Origin of the sequence: Bacillus cereus group sp. BfR-BA-01347, from assembly GCF_022663835.1 — a bacterium.
Taxonomy (GTDB): domain Bacteria; phylum Bacillota; class Bacilli; order Bacillales; family Bacillaceae_G; genus Bacillus_A; species Bacillus_A thuringiensis_K.
Window position 1 is genome coordinate 109,402 of record NZ_JAKUGG010000003.1, and the last position, 21,044, is coordinate 130,445.

Sequence of the window (21,044 nt, forward strand, 5' to 3'; positions counted from 1 at the left end):
AAAAATAAGAAGAACTAGACGTATAACGAGATGAAGCGAATATGTGTTTTTCAAGCTAAAGGACAAGTGTCATTAGTAGTGAAATAACTATTGTGATAGGAGTCTATAAATTGATTGGGCAGTAAGGTAGTAAATGAGATTTATATGGGCGATTATGGAGATGTATCGGCGCAACTTAAAATATATCAGCGATTATTGAAATATATCGGCGCAACTCAAAATATATTAGCGGTTATTAAAATATATCGATTTAACGACAAAACATGACAAAAGGAGTCTATCCCAAAATGCTTTTTGGAACAGACTCCAAGGTTATATTATTTTTCCTTCAAAAAAGTACGATCTTTTAAGAATAAATTCCAGAAGAAAATAAATCCAGGTAGTAAAATTGCGATTCCAATTGCGTATAGAATGAGCAGTGCATAGAACGTTTCTTTCGTTGTAAAGCTTGTAAATACAGTTACGTCAGGATAAATAATATACGGTAAATGTGCGACCCCGTAAGCATAGCTTGCAAATGCATATTGAGCGACGACAGCTAAAACGGCAATGCGAGGGTATCCTAGTGTATTGTACTTTTTGTTTGTCCACCAAAGGGACGAGTATCCGATAACGAATAAAACAATAGAAACTGTAAACCACGGGAATTGCTTTATTAATCCTTGCATAAGCCAATGTGTTTCTGGATCCATTACAACGAGGGCAATAATTGCCGTGACGAGCGTTGCAGGACCAAGGATGATGGCATTTCTTCTATAAATTCTATACGTATCTTCTGAACTTTGTTCTCTCGAAAAATCAGCAAGAAAGAGAGAGGAGAGAAATAGTTCAGACGTTAGTCCGAAGAGCATATAACAGTAGATAACCGGGCTAGAAAGAAGTTTTCCATATAGGAGTACTTCTTTTCCTTCAGACATTGTAATATAGGCTCCCTCTGTAACGGGTAAAACGGTAATTAATAGTGCTGGAATTAATAGACCGGTAATACCTGAAATAACCCGAAGAAGGTATTGATATTTTGGCAAGGAGTAAGCAAATACCATAAATGTACTACGTACTGCAATGAGCACTAAAATTAACATAACTGGTACGAACATTACTGTCGCAAGAGTAAAGGCCGCTTTCGGAAAGAAGCCGAGAAATGCGACAACGACGAAAACAAGAAACGTATTTGTTACTTCCCAAGTTGGTGATAAGTACCGATTCGCAAGTTTGGCAGCGAGCGTTGGATGTTTTGCGTATACCATGCCCCAAAAACCAGCTCCAAAATCGATAGACCCTAATATACTGTATACGAAAATAAGGGCCCATAAGATGATGATTGCAATACTTTCCTCATGCACGAGAATCGCCTCCTTGGTGTTGTAAATCATTCTTTAATGGATGTCTTCTAAAGAATGTTCGTAGAACAATGACTGTTAAAATAGCGAGTCCAATATATAAAATGATGAACAAAACAAATAAAGGACCGACGAAATCAGCGCGTGTAGATGCATCGACTGTACGTTGCATACCATAAATTGTCCATGGCTGACGACCGCTACAACTGAAAATCCATCCGAATTCAATACCGAGCATCATAATTGGTCCGCATGCGGCAGTCCCCCAAAGTAGCCACTTCGGTAGTTCTGTTCCTTTTTTTCGGTAAACGAAGTACCAATATAAGAGCGCAATTGCTGCAACAGCAAAGGTAAACGCAGCAGTGCCGACCATTAAGTTGAAAAGAGTATGTGTATAAAATGGTGGCCATGTTTCTTGTGGAAATTCGTTTAGACCTTTTACGACAGTGCTAGGGTCTAGTCCCACTAATAAGCTAAGCATGTTTGGAATTTCAAGTGCATAGTTTAGTTCAAGTGTATTAGGATCCACAACTCCGCCAATGGATAACGGTGCGTGTGATGTCGTTTCAAATAAAGCTTCAGCAGATGCAAGTTTTTCAGGTGAGTGTTTATGTAAGGCAATCGCTGATTCATGTCCTGAAAGCCACATCGTAGCGCCTGTAATAAATGTAACGACGAGCCCTAATAGTAGCCCTTTTTTATGATAAGCAATTTCACGTGTACTTAAATTTTTCTTCAATAATTTAAATCCAGCGATAGAAGCAATGACAGCCGCACCAGTTGCATAAGCCGTAATAACGACATGGAATGCACTTGTGCCAAAACTCGGATTAAAGAAAGCTTTCCACGGATCAACGTTAAAAACAGATCCGTCTGGATTCATTGAAAAACCTGCTGGTGTATTCATCCATGTATTTGCTGATGTAATAAGAACGGCGGATGCCGTGGCACCAAGCATGACGAAAAATAGCGAGATTAATCTCATAAATGGAGGAAGTTTATCGGCTGCATATACGTAAATCGACATGAATAAAGCCTCCAAAAAGAAGGCGAAAATCTCAATTTGGAAGGGAACAGAAATAACTTGTCCAACAATTTTGGCAAAACCAGGCCAAAGAAGTGAGATTTGCACACCGACAATTGTTCCAGTTGGAATTGCTACACCGAGAAGAATAGCAAACGCCTTTGTCCATCTTTTCGCCATAATGGCATAGTCGGAGTCTTTCTTCCAGTGATAGAGTATTTCGCTTATAAAAATCATCAATGAAAGCCCAACGCCAAGTGTTGCAAAGATAATGTGGAATGCTAATGAAGAACCAAAAAATGCTCTTGCTAATGTTACCGTATCCATATGTAAACTCCTCTTCTTTTTTGCCATTATTTTCTGATTGAATTGGAAGATTTATTCAAAAAAACTACCAAAAATATATATGTATTTAAAAAGTGAATATGATAATATAATGTTGTAATATTTTGAATAGAAAGAAATAAGTAGTTGCTTATATTTTGTTTGTTTTTTGCACAGGAATCTTTTATAATCTTTTATGCGAACATAAGTTCTGTTTTTCGGAAAAGAAGTTTATGTGAAATGGAGAGGGTGTTTTATGTATCCTGAAGTCATTAAAAAGATGGCATTTTCAAAAGAGCATAGAGATTTATTATTGAAGTTATATAATAAAGAGATTACACGTCGTGAATATGATCGACTTGTACAATCGCTATATAAACCTTCTAAAGGGGTTTGCGAGGGGTAGAAATGCGGGAGACAATCTAATAGATTGTCTTTTTTAAATTTATGTATGTTCTGATAAAATTAAGGTTAGCCTTACTAGGGAGGTGAAAAGATTGCGGAAACGTTTATATATAGGGATTGGGGTTATCTTCTTAATCGCTTTAGGTGGAATTGTATTTTGGTCAGCTTTACAAGGAAACCGTACAGAAAATTTTATTTTAAGACATATGGTGAATGACAATGGAACGCTTGCCACGTATCGTTTAGTAGATACTAAGGCAGGTACGGGTGAAGCTAAGGGACGTGAAGCTTTATCAGAATCGGCGGGATTATGGTTACAATATACACTTGATAAAGATGATCAGGCGTTATTTGATGAGCAAGTAAAGGTTATTCAAGATAATTTCGTATATAAGAATCATATCGTTTTATGGAAACTCTCTGAAAAGGGAGAGAGGCAGTCAGCTACAAATGCACTTATAGATGATCTTCGTATTATAGAACAATTATATCGTGCTTATGAAATGTATAAGGAAGAGCGTTATAAAAACGTTGCCGATCAATTAAGTGATGCTGTACTTCGTTATAATAAAAAAAATAATTATTATGTTGATTATTATGATGCAGATGCAGGGAAACAAAATAATTTTGTAACAACATCATACATAAATCCGCGTGCATTCTCCTATATGAAGAAGTACGGCAAAGTTTCTGCTCAGCAATATCAGGAAGTCGTTCAGTTTTTAGCGGATTATCCAAGGCATGGCTGGGCATTCCCAAAAGAGTATAAAGAAGATGGTACATTTACGTACGATAAAGAAGTGAATCTTATTGACCAATCGTACGTTGCATATCATCGAAGTTTAGGTGGTCTTTCATCAGCTGCTTATTTAGAATTTATAAAGAAGAAATTCCAGGAGGATGGAAAGCTATACGGTCGTTACAATTTAGAAACGGGAAAACAAACTGTGAATTATGAATCGCCAGCCGCATACGGATTAACGATTTTGTACGTACTACAAACAGGTGATACAAAGTTTGCGAAAGAATTGTATGATCATATGGCCACATTCCGAAATGATAACGTATTTAGTAGATATTACGGTGGATATGTAACAGGTGAAAATAATAATACGCATATTTTTGATAATGTACTACCACTTTTAGCTGAAATGGAATTAAAAAAGAGTGAACAATAAAAGTTGCCACCATATGAGGGTGGCAACTTTTATTTGTTGATATAATCTTACGTCCTAATGTTGGAGAAGTAATCAATCACGAATTCACGAAATTGCTGAGCTGTTTTTGATAAGTAGCGTTTTTTCGACCAACTTAAACCGATAGTTCGCTGACAAGTGGGTTCAATAATACGCAATTTGCTTGATGCTAAAGCAGAGTTTTTTAATAAAGTTAAACTTGGAACAAAAGCGATGCCGAGACCTTGCTTAATGAGGTCGCTAATCACGGTCGGTTCATCTACTTCAAAAGCAATATGCGGAGTGAAACCAGCTTCTTTACAAAATGCATCCGTTAAGTGCCGAAATCCATAGCCAGTGTTCATACTAATAAATGGTTCGTCTTTTACTTCATGCAGGTGGATATTTTCTCGGCCTGATAAACGATGGTCTGAAGGGACGACTAAGAAAATTTCTTCTGTAATAAGTGGTTCCCAAACAATCTCCTCACCTTCAATTGGTACAGAGGAGATACAAAAGTCAATTTCTATATTATCTAGTTGTCGTTTCATAGAAGGAGTGGATGCAAGAAATTGTTGGAATCGAACGTTAGGATGTTCTAGTAAAAAAGAGCCAAGTAGTTCTGGTAATATTCTCGGAATAGAAACGGCCAGTGTAATAGAGCTTTGTTGTAATTCGGCTAAATCTTTAATTTCTCGTTCCCCTTCACTTAATTCATGAAAAATACGTTCTACCCGTTTTAAAAATACTTTTCCGAAAGAATTTAAAGTAATCTGTCGGCCTTGGCGATCAAATAAAGGGACGCCTAAATCCTTTTCGAGTCTAGCAATTGTTTTGCTGAGTGAAGGTTGCGCGATATGCAATTCTTCAGCTGCCTTTGTCATATGTTCTAGTCGTGCAACTGTCTGAAAGTATTTTAACTGGAGCAGTTCCATTTCGAATCTCCTTTCTATAGACCAAAAGGAATGAATTGATAATTAAAGATGTATTATACAGTATGGAAAGTGACGTGTATAGTAAATCTGTTAAACCATTCTAATGGTGTTAAATTAGGAGAAGGAGTATGTTTCATGAAAGGAATTCAACTTATATTTAAAGATTGGAAAGCGATGTGGCACCATAAACATGGACGTATCGCTTTAATTTTTTTATTAATCGTTCCGTTAATTTATTCAGGATTCTTCTTGGCTGGATATTGGGATCCGTATGGAAAATTAGATAAATTACCTGTTGCGGTTGTGAATTTAGATAAGGGTGCTGCGATGGATGAAAAAACAATTCATGCAGGAGACGATTTTGTTAAAAATTTAAAAGAGAATAAGGAATTGGCTTTTCATTTCGTATCAGAAAAAAATGCTGATGAAGGGTTAAAAGAAGATAAATATTATATGGTTGTTACGATTCCGGAAGATTTCTCTAAAAAGGTAAGTACACTTATGGATGAGAAACCAGAGCCGGCAACGTTGCAGTACAAAGTAAATCCAGGGAAAAACTTTGTAGCGGCTCAAATTGGAACGACAGCTGTTGAAAATATGAAAACAAAAATCTCAAACAGTATTACGAAATCTTATACAGAAGGCGTCTTTTCAAAGTTTCAAGATTTGGCACAAGGATTGAGTGATGCAAGTAATGGTGCTGAGAAGTTACATGAAGGAACGACCGATGCAAAAAATGGAGCGAATCAGCTTGCGGATGGTATTGATCGTTTAAGTAGTGGGACATCGAAATTGAAAGAAGGAAGTGAAAAACTTGCATCCAGTCAATCTGCCTTAACGGGGGGAGCAAATGAGCTGAGTCAAGGAGCGACATCACTTCATAGTGGTATGGAGTTATTAGCACAAGGTGAAAAAACGTTACAATCAGGAGTTAGTGAATTAAGTGCTGGTACAAATGAATGGGTGAGCGGAAGTGAGAAGCTTGCTGAAGGCCAAGTAAAAGCGGATGGTGCGGCTAATAGTATAAAACAACAATTAGAAGAGTACGTGAAAAATCATCCAGAAGTGCAGCAAGATCCCGCTTTTCAAAAAATTGTTGCTACGTCTAATGGACTAGCTAAAGCAACAAGTACTTTAAATAATAGCCAACAACAATTGACACAAGGTGCGAAGAAGCTTACTGACGGTCAACATAAGATTGAAGAAGGTATGAATACATTCGGAGTTAAGTTAAATGAAGCTACTGCTGGAACGAAAAAGATAGCAGATGGTGCATCGAATTTGGCTGATGGATTTACGAAGTGGGGAAATGGATTTACATCATTACAAGAAGGTGTCAATCAACTTGCGAGTGGCGGAACAGAGCTGAATCATGGTGCTAATCAGTTAACGAACGGACTTGTTAAACTTGACGATGGTGCGAAAGAACTTTCTACGAAATTAGGAGAGGGCGCAGAGAAGATAGCGGATGTTCGTAATGATGATGCACGCAATACGATGTTCTCAGAGCCAGTTCAGTTAGTGAAGTCAACAGTTTCTGACGTTCCTAACTACGGTTCAGGCATTGCACCATATTTCTTATCACTTGCATTTTATGTTGGCGGAATTATGGCATCGAATATTTTACCGCTTGGCCGCAGACAAAATATGAAGGTAAGTGGAACCGTACATTTTATTAATAAACTAGGATTGGTATATTTAATTGGACTTATTCAAGCGCTACTCGTAGATGTAGTTGTGCTAGGTGTTATGAAATTAGAAGTCGCAAGTGTGCCACTTTTTGTTTTATCAAGTATTGTGATTTCCTTTACGTTCATGACATTTATTCTTATGTTAGTCACAGTATTTGGTCTTGTTGGAAAGTTCTTAGCGGTAACGCTTCTTGTCCTGCAATTAGCGACGAGCGGAGGTACTTTCCCAGGAGAATTAAACATAGCTGTTCTTAGCAAAATTGGACAGTTTCTCCCAATGTCCCATTCTCTTAGAGGATTACAAGATGTTATCTCTTTAGGAGATTGGTCGCAATTACAAATGCAAATTTTAATATTGTTATGTTATCTCGTTGTTGCCGGTGGCATTGCTTGGGTCACGAGTCATATACAGCATAGAGAAACGAATGCAGAACAAGTTTCTTAAAATGAAAGAAGCTATCCGATTTTTTCGGATAGCTTCTTTTTTATTTACGTTCCATTACTGCAAAGTAATTATTTTCATTATCAGCAAAGTTAAATGCTCTGCCAGTAGGTAAATCTACAATCTGTCCAACTGTGACATTTTTCTCAGAAAGATCTTTATACAGTTGATCTAAGTTATTAGAGAAGAACATAAGTGAAGGAGTACCTAAGTTTAATTCAGGTTGCATCTTCGCAATTAACGCTTTATCGTGAAGGACGATGCTTGTTCCTGCTTCTTTCGCCGGCGCAATTTCAATCCAGCGGAATCCGTTTCCGTTATTTTCATCCGCAATGATTTGGAATCCTACTTTTTCTATCCAAAATTGTACTGTTTCGTCTTGGTCATTTACATATAGCATAATTTGTCCAACTTGATTAATCATAGGTGTCTCTCGCTTTCTTTTTTATATGCGTATTATTATATCAAATATATGGTTTGAATAGTTTTCTATGATTTTTTCGGAATACAACCTTCGTCCATTTCATCTTAGTTGTAGGAGAAGGACCTGTAATCCAAGTGTGAAATGGTATTGTACTACAAATGACCATTGTTGAAATAGAGGTAATGGCCGTTAATACAAATAGTAATAGGCTATATAATATAGTATTTTCTTGCAGCGTGAATAAGGAAAGAAGTTTTGTGCATAGTTGCAAGAAGAATAAATGAGCTAAATAAGCACCATACGTGTAATTTCCAATGAAACGTAACGTTTTATATAAGAAACCACGACGCTGTACTATCATAATAGATAACACATACAGTATGATAATTTCGCATACGATATATAAAAACATAGATGGTTTTAAATAGGTAGAAACAGTTAAATGAATAGAGTTTGCTCCGTAAAAACTAAACAACTCATAATTGATGAATAAAAATAAGATGAAAAATAATATTGTGATAAGCGGGATATGTTTCATGACGAATAGCCGCCACGTTTTTAGTGCTACAGCAGCGATTCCTCCCATGACGAAATAGAACGAGTAGAAGAAGAAGGAACGATCTGTATAATGTAAAATGGTTGAGCTAGTCAATTTCTCTCCATTAAAAATGTAGTGCGAAGAATACCACATTAAGAGGAAATATAGGCAAGCAAAGATGGTCATATATTTATATATGTCTTTTTTATTTTCTGTTCGTTTTTGAAACCAATAAAATAGTGTGCACAGCAAAGGGAACAATAAGTGAATTTGGAACATCATAATTACGTACCAAAGATGGGGTGCGGCTGTTCCGAGTAATACACTTTTTATTCCGCCTTGTAATGTGATCATATCGTTTGTTGTTAATAAGTAAAGAATAGACCAGAAGAAATAAGGAATGAGTAAATGTGCGGCTTTTTCAGAAATATATTCTTTGTATACTAATTGCTTTGTATAGTGACGAATTAAATGAAATCCAACGATAAATATGAATGCAGGTGCTGAGAATTTTGCAAGATTAAATAGCATGCCCATAATGAGAGATTGCTCAAGTAAGACATTTCCTTGATTCATTGTATATAATAACGAACTTTGCAAAACGACAGCAAGGAATGCAATGCTTTGCAAAACTTTAAATTCTGGTGCGCTTTGTGTCATTATGTCCAACTCCTTTTCCATACATGATTATAGTACGGAGAATGGATAATGAGTGTGGAATATTTGTGAAGGTTTTAACAAATTTGTGGCGGAATGGATTATATCGACGATTTTTTGGATATATCGTTCATAACTTCAAATATATCAACGATTTTTTCAATATATCGACGTTTCGACAAGGGATATCGACTTATCAACAAATAACGACAAAAAGAGGATACTCAAAATGAGCATCCTCTTTCTATCTATTAAGCAAATTTGTTTTTGATCCAATTCTTACCTTCTACAAGGCGAGCTGTCATTACGGCACAAGCGTTATCTGCTGTTACGTTTAACATCGTTGCAGGAGGATCAATAATTGTACTAATTGCTGCAATAATTGGCAATGCTTCTGGCGGGAAACCGTATAGAGATACGATTAACATTTCACCGATCATACCGCCGCCTGGAATAGCACCCATTACTGTTCCTACTAATAAAGAAACAACAAGTGCGATTGCTAATGTTTTCGGTCCTTCAAATTCCATGTTGAAAATACCGAATAAGAAAGCGATTTTTAATACGCCGCCTAAAACAGAGCCATCTTTATGAAGAGTAGAACCAAGAAGGACAACTGTTTCACGAACGTCTGAAGAAATACCCATTTTCTTTGTTGCTTCTAAGTTTGCTGGAATACTTGCGGCACTACTACAAGTTGCAAGTGATGTAACTGTAGGAGAGACCATGTTCTTCCAAAATACTTGTACACCTTGCTTGCGACCTGCAAGGTATGCATAGAATGTGAAGAATACAAAGAAATAAATTAGAGAAGCAGGATAGTATACCATTGCTGCTCGGAAGTAAGTTCCAAGAAGTTGTGGTCCGAATTCACCAACTAATGCTGCGAAGTAAGCAGCAAGTCCGATTGGAGCGTAATACATAATGAAAGATACAACTTTCATTGAAATTTCTGCACCAGCTTGTAGGAATGTAGCGAATGGCTTTCCTTTTTCGCCAACTGCTGAAGTTGCAATCCCCATTAAGATAGAGAAGAAAATAAGAGCTAACATATTTTCACGAGATAGTAACTTAGAGAAGTCAGATACTGTTAAAATACCGACGATTTGATCTGCAACACTAACAGCTTTGCCGGCTTTGTCAGGTTGTGTTAGTTCTAGTACAACACCTTGTGCTGGCGGGAATACTTTCACGACAATAATCATAAAAATAGCAGCTAAAATACTTGTAAATAAGAAAGTCCCAGCCATACTAGACATAATTTTACCGAAACGTTTTAATCCATCCATATTAGCAATAGACGATGCGATGCTAAAGAACACTAAAGGTACAACAATCGTAAACATTAAGTTTAAGAAAATATCACCAAGCGGCTTTAAAGCAACTGCATCGGCACCCATGAAATAACCAATGAAACCACCAATTAGGATAGAAGATAATAAAATAAGTGGAAAGCGATATGCCTTCATAAATATATCCTCCTATCAATTAAAAAAATTCATACTGAATCATTATAGCGAGTTAGAGTCCTCTTTACTAGGAGAATACGGATAAATGGAATAGCGTGAAAACCAAGAAATTTTTGTTTTTAAGCTCGGCATACAGCAGGAAATCTAGACATATATATTTGTAAACTAGTGGTGGCAAGGGATGCACCATAACTTAGGCTTAATAAAAGGGGGAGGGAAGCGGAATGAATATTTTGCTTTGCTGTGCAGCGGGAATGTCTTCCAGTTTGATTGTTACAAAGATGGAGAAAGCAGCAGAGGCAAGAGGAATAGAGGTAAAGATTTGGGCTGTATCAGGTTCTGAAGTAAATAGCCATATTGATAAAGCCGATGTACTTTTACTTGGACCACAAGTACGTTATTTATTACCGAAGATGCAAGAATTATGTAAGGATAAAGGGATACCTGTTGATGTCATTCAATCCGTTCATTACGGACTTTGTAATGGAGAAGCTATCTTGCAAGCAGCTTTGTCAATGAAACCATGAGGAGAGTGGGATAGATGATACGGTTTTTAGAGAAGTATGTGATGCCGATAGCGGGGAAGGTTGCAGAGCAGAGGCATTTACAAGCGATTCGAGATGGAATTATTTTAACGATGCCGTTCTTAATTATTGGATCATTTTTCCTTATTATTAGTGCGCTACCGATACCGGGATATAACGAGTTTATGGCAGGTTTGTTTGGGGAGAATTGGCAGAGAGCTTTAGGCTATCCAGTTAGTGCAACTTTTAATATAATGGCTTTAATAGCTGTTTTTGGAATCGCTTACAGGCTTGGAGAGTATTATAAAGTGGATGCTTTAGCATCCGGGGCATTGTCGCTTGTGACGTTTTTACTTGCGACTCCATTCCAAGTTGCATATATTATACCAAGTACAAAAGAGAGTGTACTTGTAGAAGGCGCTATCCCAGCTGTATTAATGGGAAGCCAAGGGTTATTTGTAGCAATGATTATTGCACTTATATCTACTGAACTTTATCGATTTATTGTACAAAAAAAGATAATTATAAAGATGCCAGAGACAGTTCCACCAGCTGTCACGCGTTCATTTGCGGCACTTGTTCCAGGATTTATTGTTGTAACAGTTATTTGGATTTTACGCTTAATTATAGAAAATACTTCTTTTGGCAGTATCCATAATATTGTAGGACAAATTTTACAGGAGCCACTTAGTGTACTTGGTGCTAGTCTTTGGGGCGCAATAATAGCAGTTATTCTCGTTCATGTTCTTTGGTCGTGTGGAATTCATGGTGCTACTATTGTTGGTGGTGTAATGAGCCCCGTTTGGTTATCGTTAATGGATCAAAACCGAGTGGCTTTTCAAGCTGGGCAAGATGTACCAAATACGATTACGGCACAGTTTTTTGATTTATGGATTTATATGGGCGGTTCTGGTGCAACGCTTGCTCTAGTTGTCGGAATGTTACTATTTGCACGAAGTCAACAATTAAAAAGTTTAGGGAGATTGTCAATTGCACCTGGTATATTTAATATTAATGAGATGGTAACTTTTGGTATGCCGATTGTAATGAACCCACTTTTACTAATTCCATTTATATTAGTTCCAGTTGTGTTAACAATTGTTTCTTACTTTGCAATGGAATGGGGATGGGTCGCACGTCCAAGTGGGGCCGCTGTACCTTGGACGACACCTATTCTTTTTAGTGGATATTTAGGATCGGGCGGGAAAATTTCAGGTGTTATTTTACAACTTGTTAACTTTGCGCTAGCATTCTTCATTTATTTACCGTTCTTAAAAATATGGGATAAACAAAAACTGGCGGAAGAAAAGGGGGAGTAAAGAACTACAATGGATACGATAGAGACGAAAGCTTTTCATTTAATCTTGCATGGGGGAAACGCGAGAAGTTGTTCAATGGAAGCAATTGATTGTGCGAAGCGTGGGGAGTTTACAGAAGCTGAAGCTAAATTACAAGAAGCACTAGAGGAATTAAAAGAGGCGCACCGTGTACAAACGGAGCTCATACAGAAAGAAGCTGGTGGTGAAAAGACGGAAGTTACCCTTCTGATGGTGCATGCGCAAGATCATTTAATGAATGCGATTACGGTGAAGGAATTAGCGAGTGAATTTGTAGAATTATATAGGAAGATGTCAGTGACTGAATGAACCTTGCGTATGCAAGGTTTTTTTATCCCGCATTAACGGGCAGTAAAACTCCCACCTCAAAATGTGGCTGGAGCAAGGAAGTTAGGAGGGAGCTTAACTGTCCGTAAAGGCCCGATTGGTTCAACTAATAATTAGTGGGAGATGAACAAAACCCCCACTAATTAAAGTTTCACTTTATGTATGTGTCTGTACCATCAGTGGAATGTTCGTTCCACTGATGGTATTTACACTCCTCCTTTTTACAAATGAATAAGAGCGGTATTTAATCAGTATTTACAATCTCTCCTATACCACGAATTAGTTTTTTTATATGCATCTCATTTGGTTTTAATATACTTACGATATAATCAATCGCTATTTGCGGTTCAACGGTCGTACCGCAAGTATAACAGTCGATGGCTGCAAAGTTTTTTTCTGGATAAGTGTGAATAGAAAGGTGGCTTTCTGATAGTAAAACTAAAATAGTAACACCATGCGGATCAAATTCTTTTGTACTTACGTTTAAAACGTGGGCACCAGATTGATCAGCAGCGTTAACTAAATGATGTTCTAAAAAGTACATATCATCTAATAGGGAAAAATCCACTCCCCACAAATCTACTATTATATGCTTACCGAAAGTAGAATATTTCATAAGGTAGCACTCCTTCCTGTGATATCGTCAAAACTCCATTTCCTTTTTGTAACATTGGTGTAAGATAAGATTTGATTCTGAATTTAAAAGAGCGAGGTTACGTTGTTCTAGATGTTCTTCTTTAAATTGAAATAAAGGAAAAAGAAGAGAAGGCAATGTTCGAGGAGTTGGTACTACGTATAATTGCTCAATTTGATCGAGTACATAGGCAGAATTAGTGGCAATATGAAATCCCCAGTCAGTTCCGAAAGAAGGAACGATTGTATGATAACTTTTCACAGTTAATCCCGCATGTTCAATTGTTTTACCAATACTCCAATATACTAGTGGTGCATCAGCGGGTGAATTAGATTGGCAGACGAACGCGCCGTCTTCTGTTAAGAATGTAGCTATACGAGCAAAAAGTTCGCTTGTATATAAAGTACTTAACAACTCTGTCGCTGGGTCTGGGAAATCAATAATGATTACATCGTATAAAGAGGAAGGAGAGCTTAAAAATTCTTTTGCATCACATACGTGTGTATTTACACGATTATCAAAAAATGCACTTTTGTTTAAAGAAACTAATTCAGGAACATTACGAGCCATATCAATCATCGATCCATCTAAGTCAACAAGGTCTACATGTAGTACAGTTTCATATTTTAAAACTTCTCGCAGGGCAAGACCATCGCCACCGCCTAATATGAGAACACGTTTTGGATCAATTACTTTTGACATAATTGGATGTACAAGTGCTTCATGATAAATTTGCTCATCGACGGAACTGAATTGTAGTTGCTTGTCCAAATATAAACGGATATCGCTAACTTGTAACAAATTAATATTTTGATAATTACTTTGTTCCACAAATAAATTTGTATGTTCACCAGCTTGTATTTCCTTTAGAGAAATTTCATCCCATATATCTAAGTTGTGTGAATCTGTGGGTACTATGACTACATTTTCCGATTGTACTTGATTATCTTGTTTGTCCTGCTTGTCCTGCTTATTTTCTACCTCCTGCTGTTCTAGTTTAAATTTGTTAGAGTCTAATTCAGAACGCTTGTCTTTTTTATAGCTTGTTATTCTATAAATCTTTATTTTGCTTTGTTTTCTATGTTTTGGCATAGGAATCCCCTTTCGAATTGTGTTATTTTATTCTATTCTATGTAATTTAGTAGAGTTTGCTTGGACAATAGATAGAGGAGTTTTTTTAATAGATTTTCACGCTAAAAAAATTTTTTTAGTGTTTTTTTGTTTTAAACACAACTAGACAACTAAACACTAATCTATTTTCATACAGTTATGTGTTAAAAGCGTGTTGTTTTATAACACACTGTGTGTTTTTTAGACGACACACTAATTGAAAGCGTTAACACACAAAGAAAATGCTCGAAAAAGCACTGATTTTAGTGCTTTTAAAAAGTTGGCACGCTAATTGCATTAATAAATAGCGTAAAGAAAAATAAATAAAACATAAATTTTTTATACTACACAAGGGGGATTTTCAAATGAATATTTTATTATGTTGCTCAGCAGGGATGTCTACAAGTTTACTAGTTACAAAAATGGAAGCGGCTGCAAAAGCTCGCGGTTTAGAAGGAAAGATTTGGGCTGTATCTGGGGATGCAGTAAAAAACAATATCGACCAAGCAGATGTGTTATTACTAGGACCACAAGTTCGTTACATGCTCTCTTCAATGAAAACGCTTGCCGACGAGAAAAATGTTGGAATCGACGTTATTAATCCAATGCACTACGGCATGATGAATGGAGAAGCAGTTTTAGATCACGCATTAACACTAAAAAAATAATTAGGGGGGAAGCGAAATGCAAAAGTTTATTGCATTCATGGAGAAATATATCGTTCCTGTCGCTGGTAAAATCGGATCGCAACGTCACTTAGCTGCGATCCGTGACGGATTTATTGCAGTTATGCCACTTATTTTAGTTGGTGCACTGGCATCACTAATTAATGGTTTTCCATCTGAAGCTTTCCAAGATTTCATGAAAGGTTTGTTTGGTGAAACGTGGAAACAAGTTGGCGGTGGAATGTGGACTGGTTCTTTCGCGATTCTAGCACTAATCATAGCATTTACAACAAGTTATAACTTAGCAAAATCTTACGGCGTTGATGGTTTGTCAGCAGGTATTATTTCATTTGGTGCGTTAATTATTCTTACGCCAACAACACCGAAAGAAGGCGGATTGAACTTAGCTTGGACAGGTGCACAAGGGCTATTCGTAGCAATTATTGTGGCACTCCTTGTTACTGAAGTATTCCGTTTCTTTGTACAAAGAAACATTACTTTTAAAATGCCTGATGGAGTACCACCAGCAGTTTTAAGATCTTTCGCAGCTATAGTTCCAGCATTTGTTATTTTAACAGTAGTTGCAGGTATTCAATTAGCAGTGAAATTAGCTGGTACAAGTGTTCATGAATTTATCTTTAATACGATTCAATCACCACTGCAAAGTTTAGCAGGGACATTACCAAGTGCAATTGTCATTGTACTCCTTGTTCATCTTCTTTGGTTCTTCGGTTTACATGGTCCAAATATCGTTGGTGGTATTATTGAGCCGTTATACTTACCGGCATTAGAGAAAAATATGAAGTTATTCCAAGTTGGCACATCTGCATTTGATGTTCCAAACATTGTTACAAAACCATTCTTTGATACTTTCGTATATCTTGGTGGTTCTGGTGCAACATTAGCGTTTTTAGTAGTTGTATTACTTGTAGCAAAAAGTGCACAATTACGCGGTGTATCTCGCTTATCAATTGGACCAGGTGCATTCAATATTAACGAACCGGTAATATTCGGTACACCAATTATTTTAAATCCAGTTTTATTCTTACCGTTTATCATAACACCAATTGTCTTGGTAATTACTTCTTATACAGCTATATCTATTGGCTGGGTACCAAAAACAGTTGCGATGATTCCATGGGCAACACCACCAATTATTAGTGGTTATCTTGTAACAGGTGGACATCTTTCAGGTGCAATTCTACAGTTATTCAACTTTGTAATTGCGATGGTAATCTATTATCCATTCGTTGTGTTATGTGACCGTTCAGTCGTTCGTACTGAAAAAGCAGCAGCACAAGGAAATAACAACTCTGTACCTATGTAACATAATAATTGTTCTCACAGACAACATGAGCTGTGAGAACAATTACCTTTATATCATGTTCAAAAAGATGATACTCATCTACAAGAACACCAAACTATCATTCATAAAATAATAATTTAATAGAAATGTTCAAACTGAAGGGGTATTTCAATCGGTTGAACCTTATAGAGAGGACGGTAATTATGATGACTACAGCAGAACAAATTCCATTCCAATTGATTTTAAATAGTGGTAACGCACGCAGCTTTGCAATGGAGGCAATTCAATTTGCCAAACAGGGGAAAATGGCAGAGGCTGATGAAGCGATGGTAAAGGCGAAAGAAGCGATCAATGAAGCGCATCATTTCCAAACAGAGCTCATACAATCAGAAGCAAGAGGAGAAAAAACAGCGGTTAGTGTTCTCTTAATTCACGCACAAGATCATTTAATGAATGCGATTACAGTAAAAGAATTAGCGGCAGAGTTTATCGATCTTTATAAAAAGTTAGAAGCGAAAGGGGAATAAAGCATGACTGGAATTAAAATTGCTACAATCGGCGGTGGATCTAGTTATACACCAGAGTTAATTGAAGGATTTATTAAGCGTTATGATGAGCTTCCTGTTCGTGAAATTTGGTTAGTAGATATTGAGGCAGGAAAAGAAAAGTTAGAAATCGTTGGTAACTTAGCGAAACGTATGGTAAAAAAATCTGGTTTACCAATCGAGGTACATTTAACGCTTGATCGCCGCGAGGCATTAAAGGATGCTGATTTCGTAACGACGCAGCTTCGTGTTGGTTTATTAGAAGCACGTGCAAAAGATGAAGCAATCCCATTAAAATATGATGTAATCGGTCAGGAAACGAATGGTCCTGGTGGTTTATTCAAAGCGCTGAGAACGATTCCTGTTATTTTAGATATTTGTAAGGATATGGAGGAGCTTTGTCCGAATGCATGGTTAATTAACTTTGCAAACCCAGCTGGTATGGTAACAGAAGCTGTTCTTCGTTATACAAATATTCAAAGAGTAGTTGGTCTATGTAACGTTCCAATCGGAATCCGTATGGGTCTTGCAAAGTTACTTGAAGTAGATGCGAGTCGTGTTCACGTTGATTTCGCAGGTTTAAATCATATGGTATACGGACTAGATGTATACTTAGATGGCGTAAGTGTAATGGATCGTGTGTTAGAGCTTGTGACAGATCCAGAAAAGCAAATTACGATGGAAAATATCGCAGCGCTTAACTGGGAACCAGACTTTATTCGTGGCCTTCGTGCAATTCCATGTCCATACCATCGTTACTACTACAAAACACGTGAAATGTTAGAAGAAGAGAAAGAAGCTTCAATTGAAAAAGGTACACGTGCAGAAGTAGTAAAACAATTAGAAAATGATTTATTCGAGTTATATAAAGACCCGAACTTAGATATTAAACCACCACAATTAGAAAAACGTGGCGGAGCTTATTATAGTGATGCAGCATGTAGCTTAATTACGTCTATTTACAATAATAAAGGTGATATCCAGCCTGTTAATACACGAAACAACGGAACAATTGCAAGCTTACCACATGATTCAGCTGTTGAAGTGAACTGTATTATTACGAAAGAAGGCCCAAAACCAATTGCAGTTGGAGATCTTCCAGTACCAGTTCGCGGTTTAGTACAACAAATTAAATCATTCGAGCGCACAACAATTGAAGCTGCTGTTACAGGGGATTATCATAAGGCGCTGCTTGCTATGACAATTAATCCACTTGTACCATCAGATAAAGTTGCAAAACAAATTTTAGATGAAATGTTGGAAGCACATAAAGAATATCTTCCGCAATTCTTTAAAAAGGTAGAGAAATAAAGCGGCGCTATTTAGCCCGCTTTTTTTATTCTATCCCACTTTAATGGGCAGTAAGACCACTACCTCAAAATTCAGCGAAAACAAAGAAATTAGGTGGGGGATCAACTGCCCATAAAAGTCCGATTGGTTCAACTAATAATCAGTGGGGGGGAGAAAACCCCCCACTGATTAAAGTTTCACTTTATTAGGAGGTATTATGATGATTAAGTTAATTGTAAATGCAGATGATTTCGGTCTTACAGAAGGTACAAATTATGGCATTATTGATGGACATATAAATGGACTTGTAAATTCAACGACGATGATGATGAATATGCCAGGAACAGAGCATGCGGTACGCTTAGCGAAAGAGTACAACCTACTCGGAGTAGGCGTACATCTCGTATTAACAGCAGGGGAACCACTGTTAAAGGATGTACCGTCACTCGTAGGGGCAAACGGGTCGTTTCATAAACAAAGTGTTGTAAGGGAAGGGAATATAAATCCAGAAGAAGTTGAGAGAGAATGGACTGCTCAAATTGAGAAGTTTTTATCTTACGGATTAACACCAACTCATTTAGATAGTCATCATCATGTACACGGATTACCGATCTTACACGATGTTCTTGAGAGATTAGCGGCTACATATAATGTTCCAATTCGTCGTTGTGAGGAAGATAGAGCGGTGCATCCATTTTCTGATGTGTTTTACAGTGACTTTTACGCAGATGGTGTGACGGAAGATTACTTTGTGAAGTTAAAAGAAAGAGTACAAGGTGAACAAACGGTAGAAATTATGGTTCATCCAGCTTATATTGATCCAGAGCTTGTGAAGCGTTCTTCTTACGTAATGGATCGTGTGAAGGAATTGCGTATTTTAACAGAGAGTGAGTTGCCAGAAGGAATAGAGCTTGTAAAGTTTTAATAGAAAAAACGACGGCATGGTATAGCCGTCGTTTTTTCTATTTATAAAATGGACAGAACATATCCGCCAAAGGCTCCAAGTATAACGATAACCCAAGGTGGTGTTTTCCAAAAAGCGAGCAAGCAAAATAGAAGAGACGCAAAAACAAAATCTACAGCGTTCATAATTGTGCTTGTCCAAATAGGGTCATAAAAAGCGGCAATTAAAATACCGACAACAGCGGCATTGACTCCAAGTAGTGCGCCTTGTATGAAAGATATTTTTCTTACACTGTTCCAAAATGGTAAAACACCAATAACGAGTAAGAAAGCAGGGAGGAAAATCGCAATTGTTGCGAGTATTGCCCCAAGCGTCCCGTTTAACACTGCTCCTATATAAGAGGCGAATGTAAATAGTGGTCCTGGTACTGCTTGTGTTAATCCGTATCCAGCTAGGAACTGTTCTTTCGTCATCATTCCGTTTTGTACGAACTCACCTTCAAGAAGGGGCAGCACGACGTGTCCTCCTCCAAATACAAGTGCGCCAGAGCGATAGAAACTGTCAAATAAAGCGATGTAATAAGAGAACGGTCTTAATATTGGTAGCAGTAGTAATAGTCCAAAGAATAAGACGAGACAAGAAACTGCTATTTTTTTTGAAATAGGTACTTTTATATTTTGAGATTGGCTAATTGGTTGGTTGCGATATAAAAACCAGCCGATAAAGCCACATATTATAATGAGGATGACTTGTGTCCAACTACTTGGCCATAATAAGGCGATTGCGGCAGTTACGATCGCAATTGTTGCACGGTTGCGATCTGGAGTTAACTTTTGCGCCATTCCCCATATGGCATGAGCGACAATAGCGACTGCTACAAGTTTTAGTCCATGAATCCAGCCAGCACTTCCAAGATCGAACTGATTAAGGAATGAGGCGAAGAAAACCAAAATAAGTACAGACGGTAAAGTGAATCCAATCCATGAAATAATAGCTCCTAAAAGCCCGCCCCTTAATAATCCAACGCCCATACCGACTTGACTGCTGGCAGGACCAGGAAGGAATTGACATAATGCTACTAAATCTCCATAGCTTCGTTCATTCATCCATTTTCTTTTTTGCACGTATTCGTGGTGGAAATAGCCGAGATGAGCGACAGGACCGCCGAATGAAGTAAGTCCTAATTTAAATGAGACGAGAAAAATCTCTAATAATGTGTGAAAGGTGTGTTTGTTTTTTTTCAAAATAACCTCCTATAATGTTTTTCTATGTGCATTATACAAGAGACGTTCAATCTATAGGAACGATTTTAATGTAAAGATTTTGTGAATCTTTTCTTTGTAATTAAAATTGAAAAAGTCATAAATGATTATGTCTAAACCATAAAGTAGTAGAAGTAGTGCTGGGAAATTTATATAAGGAGAATGCCTTATGACAACACATTTCTTTGCCAGGTTAACAGGTAAGAGGGAAGTGCCTCCTGTAAATACAGAAGCTTTTGGGGTAGCAGAGTTTATTTTTAGTGATGATTTAACGAAATTGCATTACAGAGTAATACTAAAAAATATAGAAAAGGTTACATCGTGTCAAATTCATTTAGGGAAGTCTACTCAAATTGGTCCTGTTGTTTTCTATTTGTATGGTCCACTGGAGCAAGGGATTAGCTTGAACGAGGGAAGTATTACTGGTGTAGTGAATGTAGAGGATTTTGAGGGACCTTTACAAGGGAAATCATTTGTACATTTACTTCAAGAAATTATTCAAGCAAATGTATATGTTAATGTCCATACGAAATCACAAAAAAGGGGAGAAATAAGAGGGCGAGTTAGAAAAGTAAAGAAGTAGAGGAAAAGGCTGTCCATATGTTGGAACAGCCTTTTCTCATTATATAAGGTGCTAGTTTTAGCGATTATTGTCGGTAAAACGATATATTGTGAAAACCGTTGATATAATCTGAGTTACGCCGATATATTGTGAG

The 21,044-nt window shown here is 37.1% G+C and carries 22 protein-coding genes; 13 read left to right on the forward strand and 9 right to left on the reverse strand.

The window, feature by feature from the left end; translation table 11 throughout:
* The first annotated feature begins 114 nt into the window (after positions 1-114).
* Positions 115-267, forward strand: a complete 153-nt coding sequence (locus MR143_RS06575; RefSeq protein ID WP_163050879.1) for a hypothetical protein — start codon at positions 115-117, stop codon at positions 265-267.
* A gap of 50 nt (positions 268-317) precedes the next feature.
* Here the strand turns inward: MR143_RS06575 and MR143_RS06580 are convergent, their stop codons facing one another.
* A complete protein-coding gene (locus MR143_RS06580) occupies positions 318-1,343 on the reverse strand; it encodes a cytochrome d ubiquinol oxidase subunit II (RefSeq protein WP_000544169.1) in 1,026 nt (341 codons plus the stop codon).
* Positions 1,336-2,691: a cytochrome ubiquinol oxidase subunit I gene (gene cydA, locus MR143_RS06585; protein WP_046946617.1), complete on the reverse strand. Its 1,356-nt coding sequence runs from the start codon at positions 2,689-2,691 to the stop codon at positions 1,336-1,338. Before cydA ends, MR143_RS06580 begins: the two co-directional genes overlap by 8 nt.
* Positions 2,692-2,944: 253 nt before the next feature.
* Here cydA and MR143_RS06590 point away from each other — a divergent pair, with 253 nt between their 5' ends.
* Positions 2,945-3,094, forward strand: a complete 150-nt coding sequence (locus tag MR143_RS06590) for a hypothetical protein (protein WP_000283182.1) — start codon at positions 2,945-2,947, stop codon at positions 3,092-3,094.
* Between the two features lie 91 nt (positions 3,095-3,185).
* Positions 3,186-4,271: a hypothetical protein gene (locus MR143_RS06595; RefSeq protein ID WP_001231670.1), complete on the forward strand. Its 1,086-nt coding sequence runs from the start codon at positions 3,186-3,188 to the stop codon at positions 4,269-4,271.
* Positions 4,272-4,318: 47 nt separating this feature from the next.
* Here the strand turns inward: MR143_RS06595 and MR143_RS06600 are convergent, their stop codons facing one another.
* Positions 4,319-5,203 carry a LysR family transcriptional regulator gene (locus MR143_RS06600; protein WP_061884763.1) on the reverse strand — a complete coding sequence of 295 codons (885 nt, stop codon included), beginning with the start codon at positions 5,201-5,203 and terminating at the stop codon, positions 4,319-4,321.
* Positions 5,204-5,338: 135 nt separating this feature from the next.
* Between MR143_RS06600 and MR143_RS06605 the strand changes: the two genes are divergently transcribed.
* The gene (locus MR143_RS06605; RefSeq protein ID WP_074593724.1) at positions 5,339-7,339 is read left to right on the forward strand and encodes a YhgE/Pip domain-containing protein; all 2,001 of its coding nucleotides are present in this window, start codon (positions 5,339-5,341) and stop codon (positions 7,337-7,339) included.
* 40 nt (positions 7,340-7,379) lie between these two features.
* On the opposite strand, the gene MR143_RS06610 is transcribed toward MR143_RS06605, so the two are convergent.
* From MR143_RS06610 to MR143_RS06620, 3 genes are all read right to left on the reverse strand, one after another.
* Positions 7,380-7,760 carry a VOC family protein gene (locus MR143_RS06610; protein WP_000610153.1) on the reverse strand — a complete coding sequence of 127 codons (381 nt, stop codon included), beginning with the start codon at positions 7,758-7,760 and terminating at the stop codon, positions 7,380-7,382.
* Positions 7,761-7,800: 40 nt separating this feature from the next.
* Positions 7,801-8,958 (reverse strand): acyltransferase, encoded by a 1,158-nt coding sequence (locus tag MR143_RS06615; RefSeq protein WP_000194298.1) that lies wholly within the window; start codon positions 8,956-8,958, stop codon positions 7,801-7,803.
* A 248-nt stretch (positions 8,959-9,206) separates the two neighbouring features.
* Positions 9,207-10,424, reverse strand: a complete 1,218-nt coding sequence (locus MR143_RS06620; RefSeq protein ID WP_000649376.1) for a dicarboxylate/amino acid:cation symporter — start codon at positions 10,422-10,424, stop codon at positions 9,207-9,209.
* 224 nt (positions 10,425-10,648) lie between these two features.
* Here MR143_RS06620 and MR143_RS06625 point away from each other — a divergent pair, with 224 nt between their 5' ends.
* The 3 genes from MR143_RS06625 to MR143_RS06635 are packed head-to-tail and all read left to right on the forward strand — an operon-like array spanning position 10,649 to position 12,594.
* Positions 10,649-10,951, forward strand: coding sequence for a PTS sugar transporter subunit IIB (locus MR143_RS06625; RefSeq protein WP_061884760.1), 303 nt, complete (start codon positions 10,649-10,651; stop codon positions 10,949-10,951).
* Between the two features lie 14 nt (positions 10,952-10,965).
* Positions 10,966-12,267, forward strand: a complete 1,302-nt coding sequence (celB, locus tag MR143_RS06630) for a PTS cellobiose transporter subunit IIC (protein WP_000617768.1) — start codon at positions 10,966-10,968, stop codon at positions 12,265-12,267.
* Between the two features lie 9 nt (positions 12,268-12,276).
* Positions 12,277-12,594, forward strand: a complete 318-nt coding sequence (locus tag MR143_RS06635) for a PTS sugar transporter subunit IIA (protein WP_000379647.1) — start codon at positions 12,277-12,279, stop codon at positions 12,592-12,594.
* Between the two features lie 262 nt (positions 12,595-12,856).
* On the opposite strand, the gene speD is transcribed toward MR143_RS06635, so the two are convergent.
* Both speD and MR143_RS06645 read right to left on the reverse strand, forming a co-directional pair.
* On the reverse strand, positions 12,857-13,228 hold the full coding sequence (gene speD / locus MR143_RS06640) for an adenosylmethionine decarboxylase (RefSeq protein ID WP_089148627.1): 372 nt from the start codon (positions 13,226-13,228) through the stop codon (positions 12,857-12,859).
* 27 nt (positions 13,229-13,255) lie between these two features.
* The gene (locus MR143_RS06645; RefSeq protein WP_074593727.1) at positions 13,256-14,338 is read right to left on the reverse strand and encodes a polyamine aminopropyltransferase; all 1,083 of its coding nucleotides are present in this window, start codon (positions 14,336-14,338) and stop codon (positions 13,256-13,258) included.
* A 383-nt stretch (positions 14,339-14,721) separates the two neighbouring features.
* Between MR143_RS06645 and MR143_RS06650 the strand changes: the two genes are divergently transcribed.
* The 5 genes from MR143_RS06650 to chbG all read left to right on the forward strand — a co-directional run bounded on the left by MR143_RS06650 (position 14,722) and on the right by chbG (position 19,087).
* Positions 14,722-15,024: a PTS sugar transporter subunit IIB gene (locus MR143_RS06650; RefSeq protein WP_001023563.1), complete on the forward strand. Its 303-nt coding sequence runs from the start codon at positions 14,722-14,724 to the stop codon at positions 15,022-15,024.
* 16 nt (positions 15,025-15,040) lie between these two features.
* On the forward strand, positions 15,041-16,348 hold the full coding sequence (gene celB, locus MR143_RS06655; protein ID WP_242280648.1) for a PTS cellobiose transporter subunit IIC: 1,308 nt from the start codon (positions 15,041-15,043) through the stop codon (positions 16,346-16,348).
* A gap of 182 nt (positions 16,349-16,530) precedes the next feature.
* The gene (locus MR143_RS06660) at positions 16,531-16,854 is read left to right on the forward strand and encodes a PTS lactose/cellobiose transporter subunit IIA (protein WP_000989046.1); all 324 of its coding nucleotides are present in this window, start codon (positions 16,531-16,533) and stop codon (positions 16,852-16,854) included.
* Between the two features lie 3 nt (positions 16,855-16,857).
* Positions 16,858-18,183, forward strand: a complete 1,326-nt coding sequence (gene celF / locus MR143_RS06665; RefSeq protein WP_000145747.1) for a 6-phospho-beta-glucosidase — start codon at positions 16,858-16,860, stop codon at positions 18,181-18,183.
* Between the two features lie 199 nt (positions 18,184-18,382).
* Positions 18,383-19,087, forward strand: coding sequence for a chitin disaccharide deacetylase (gene chbG / locus MR143_RS06670; protein WP_046946620.1), 705 nt, complete (start codon positions 18,383-18,385; stop codon positions 19,085-19,087).
* A 41-nt stretch (positions 19,088-19,128) separates the two neighbouring features.
* Here chbG and MR143_RS06675 read toward each other — a convergent pair whose 3' ends face one another.
* Positions 19,129-20,310: a chromate transporter gene (locus MR143_RS06675; protein WP_061884758.1), complete on the reverse strand. Its 1,182-nt coding sequence runs from the start codon at positions 20,308-20,310 to the stop codon at positions 19,129-19,131.
* Between the two features lie 187 nt (positions 20,311-20,497).
* Between MR143_RS06675 and exsM the strand changes: the two genes are divergently transcribed.
* Positions 20,498-20,911, forward strand: coding sequence for an exosporium regulatory protein ExsM (exsM, locus tag MR143_RS06680; RefSeq protein WP_000207045.1), 414 nt, complete (start codon positions 20,498-20,500; stop codon positions 20,909-20,911).
* Positions 20,912-21,044: the final 133 nt, after the last annotated feature.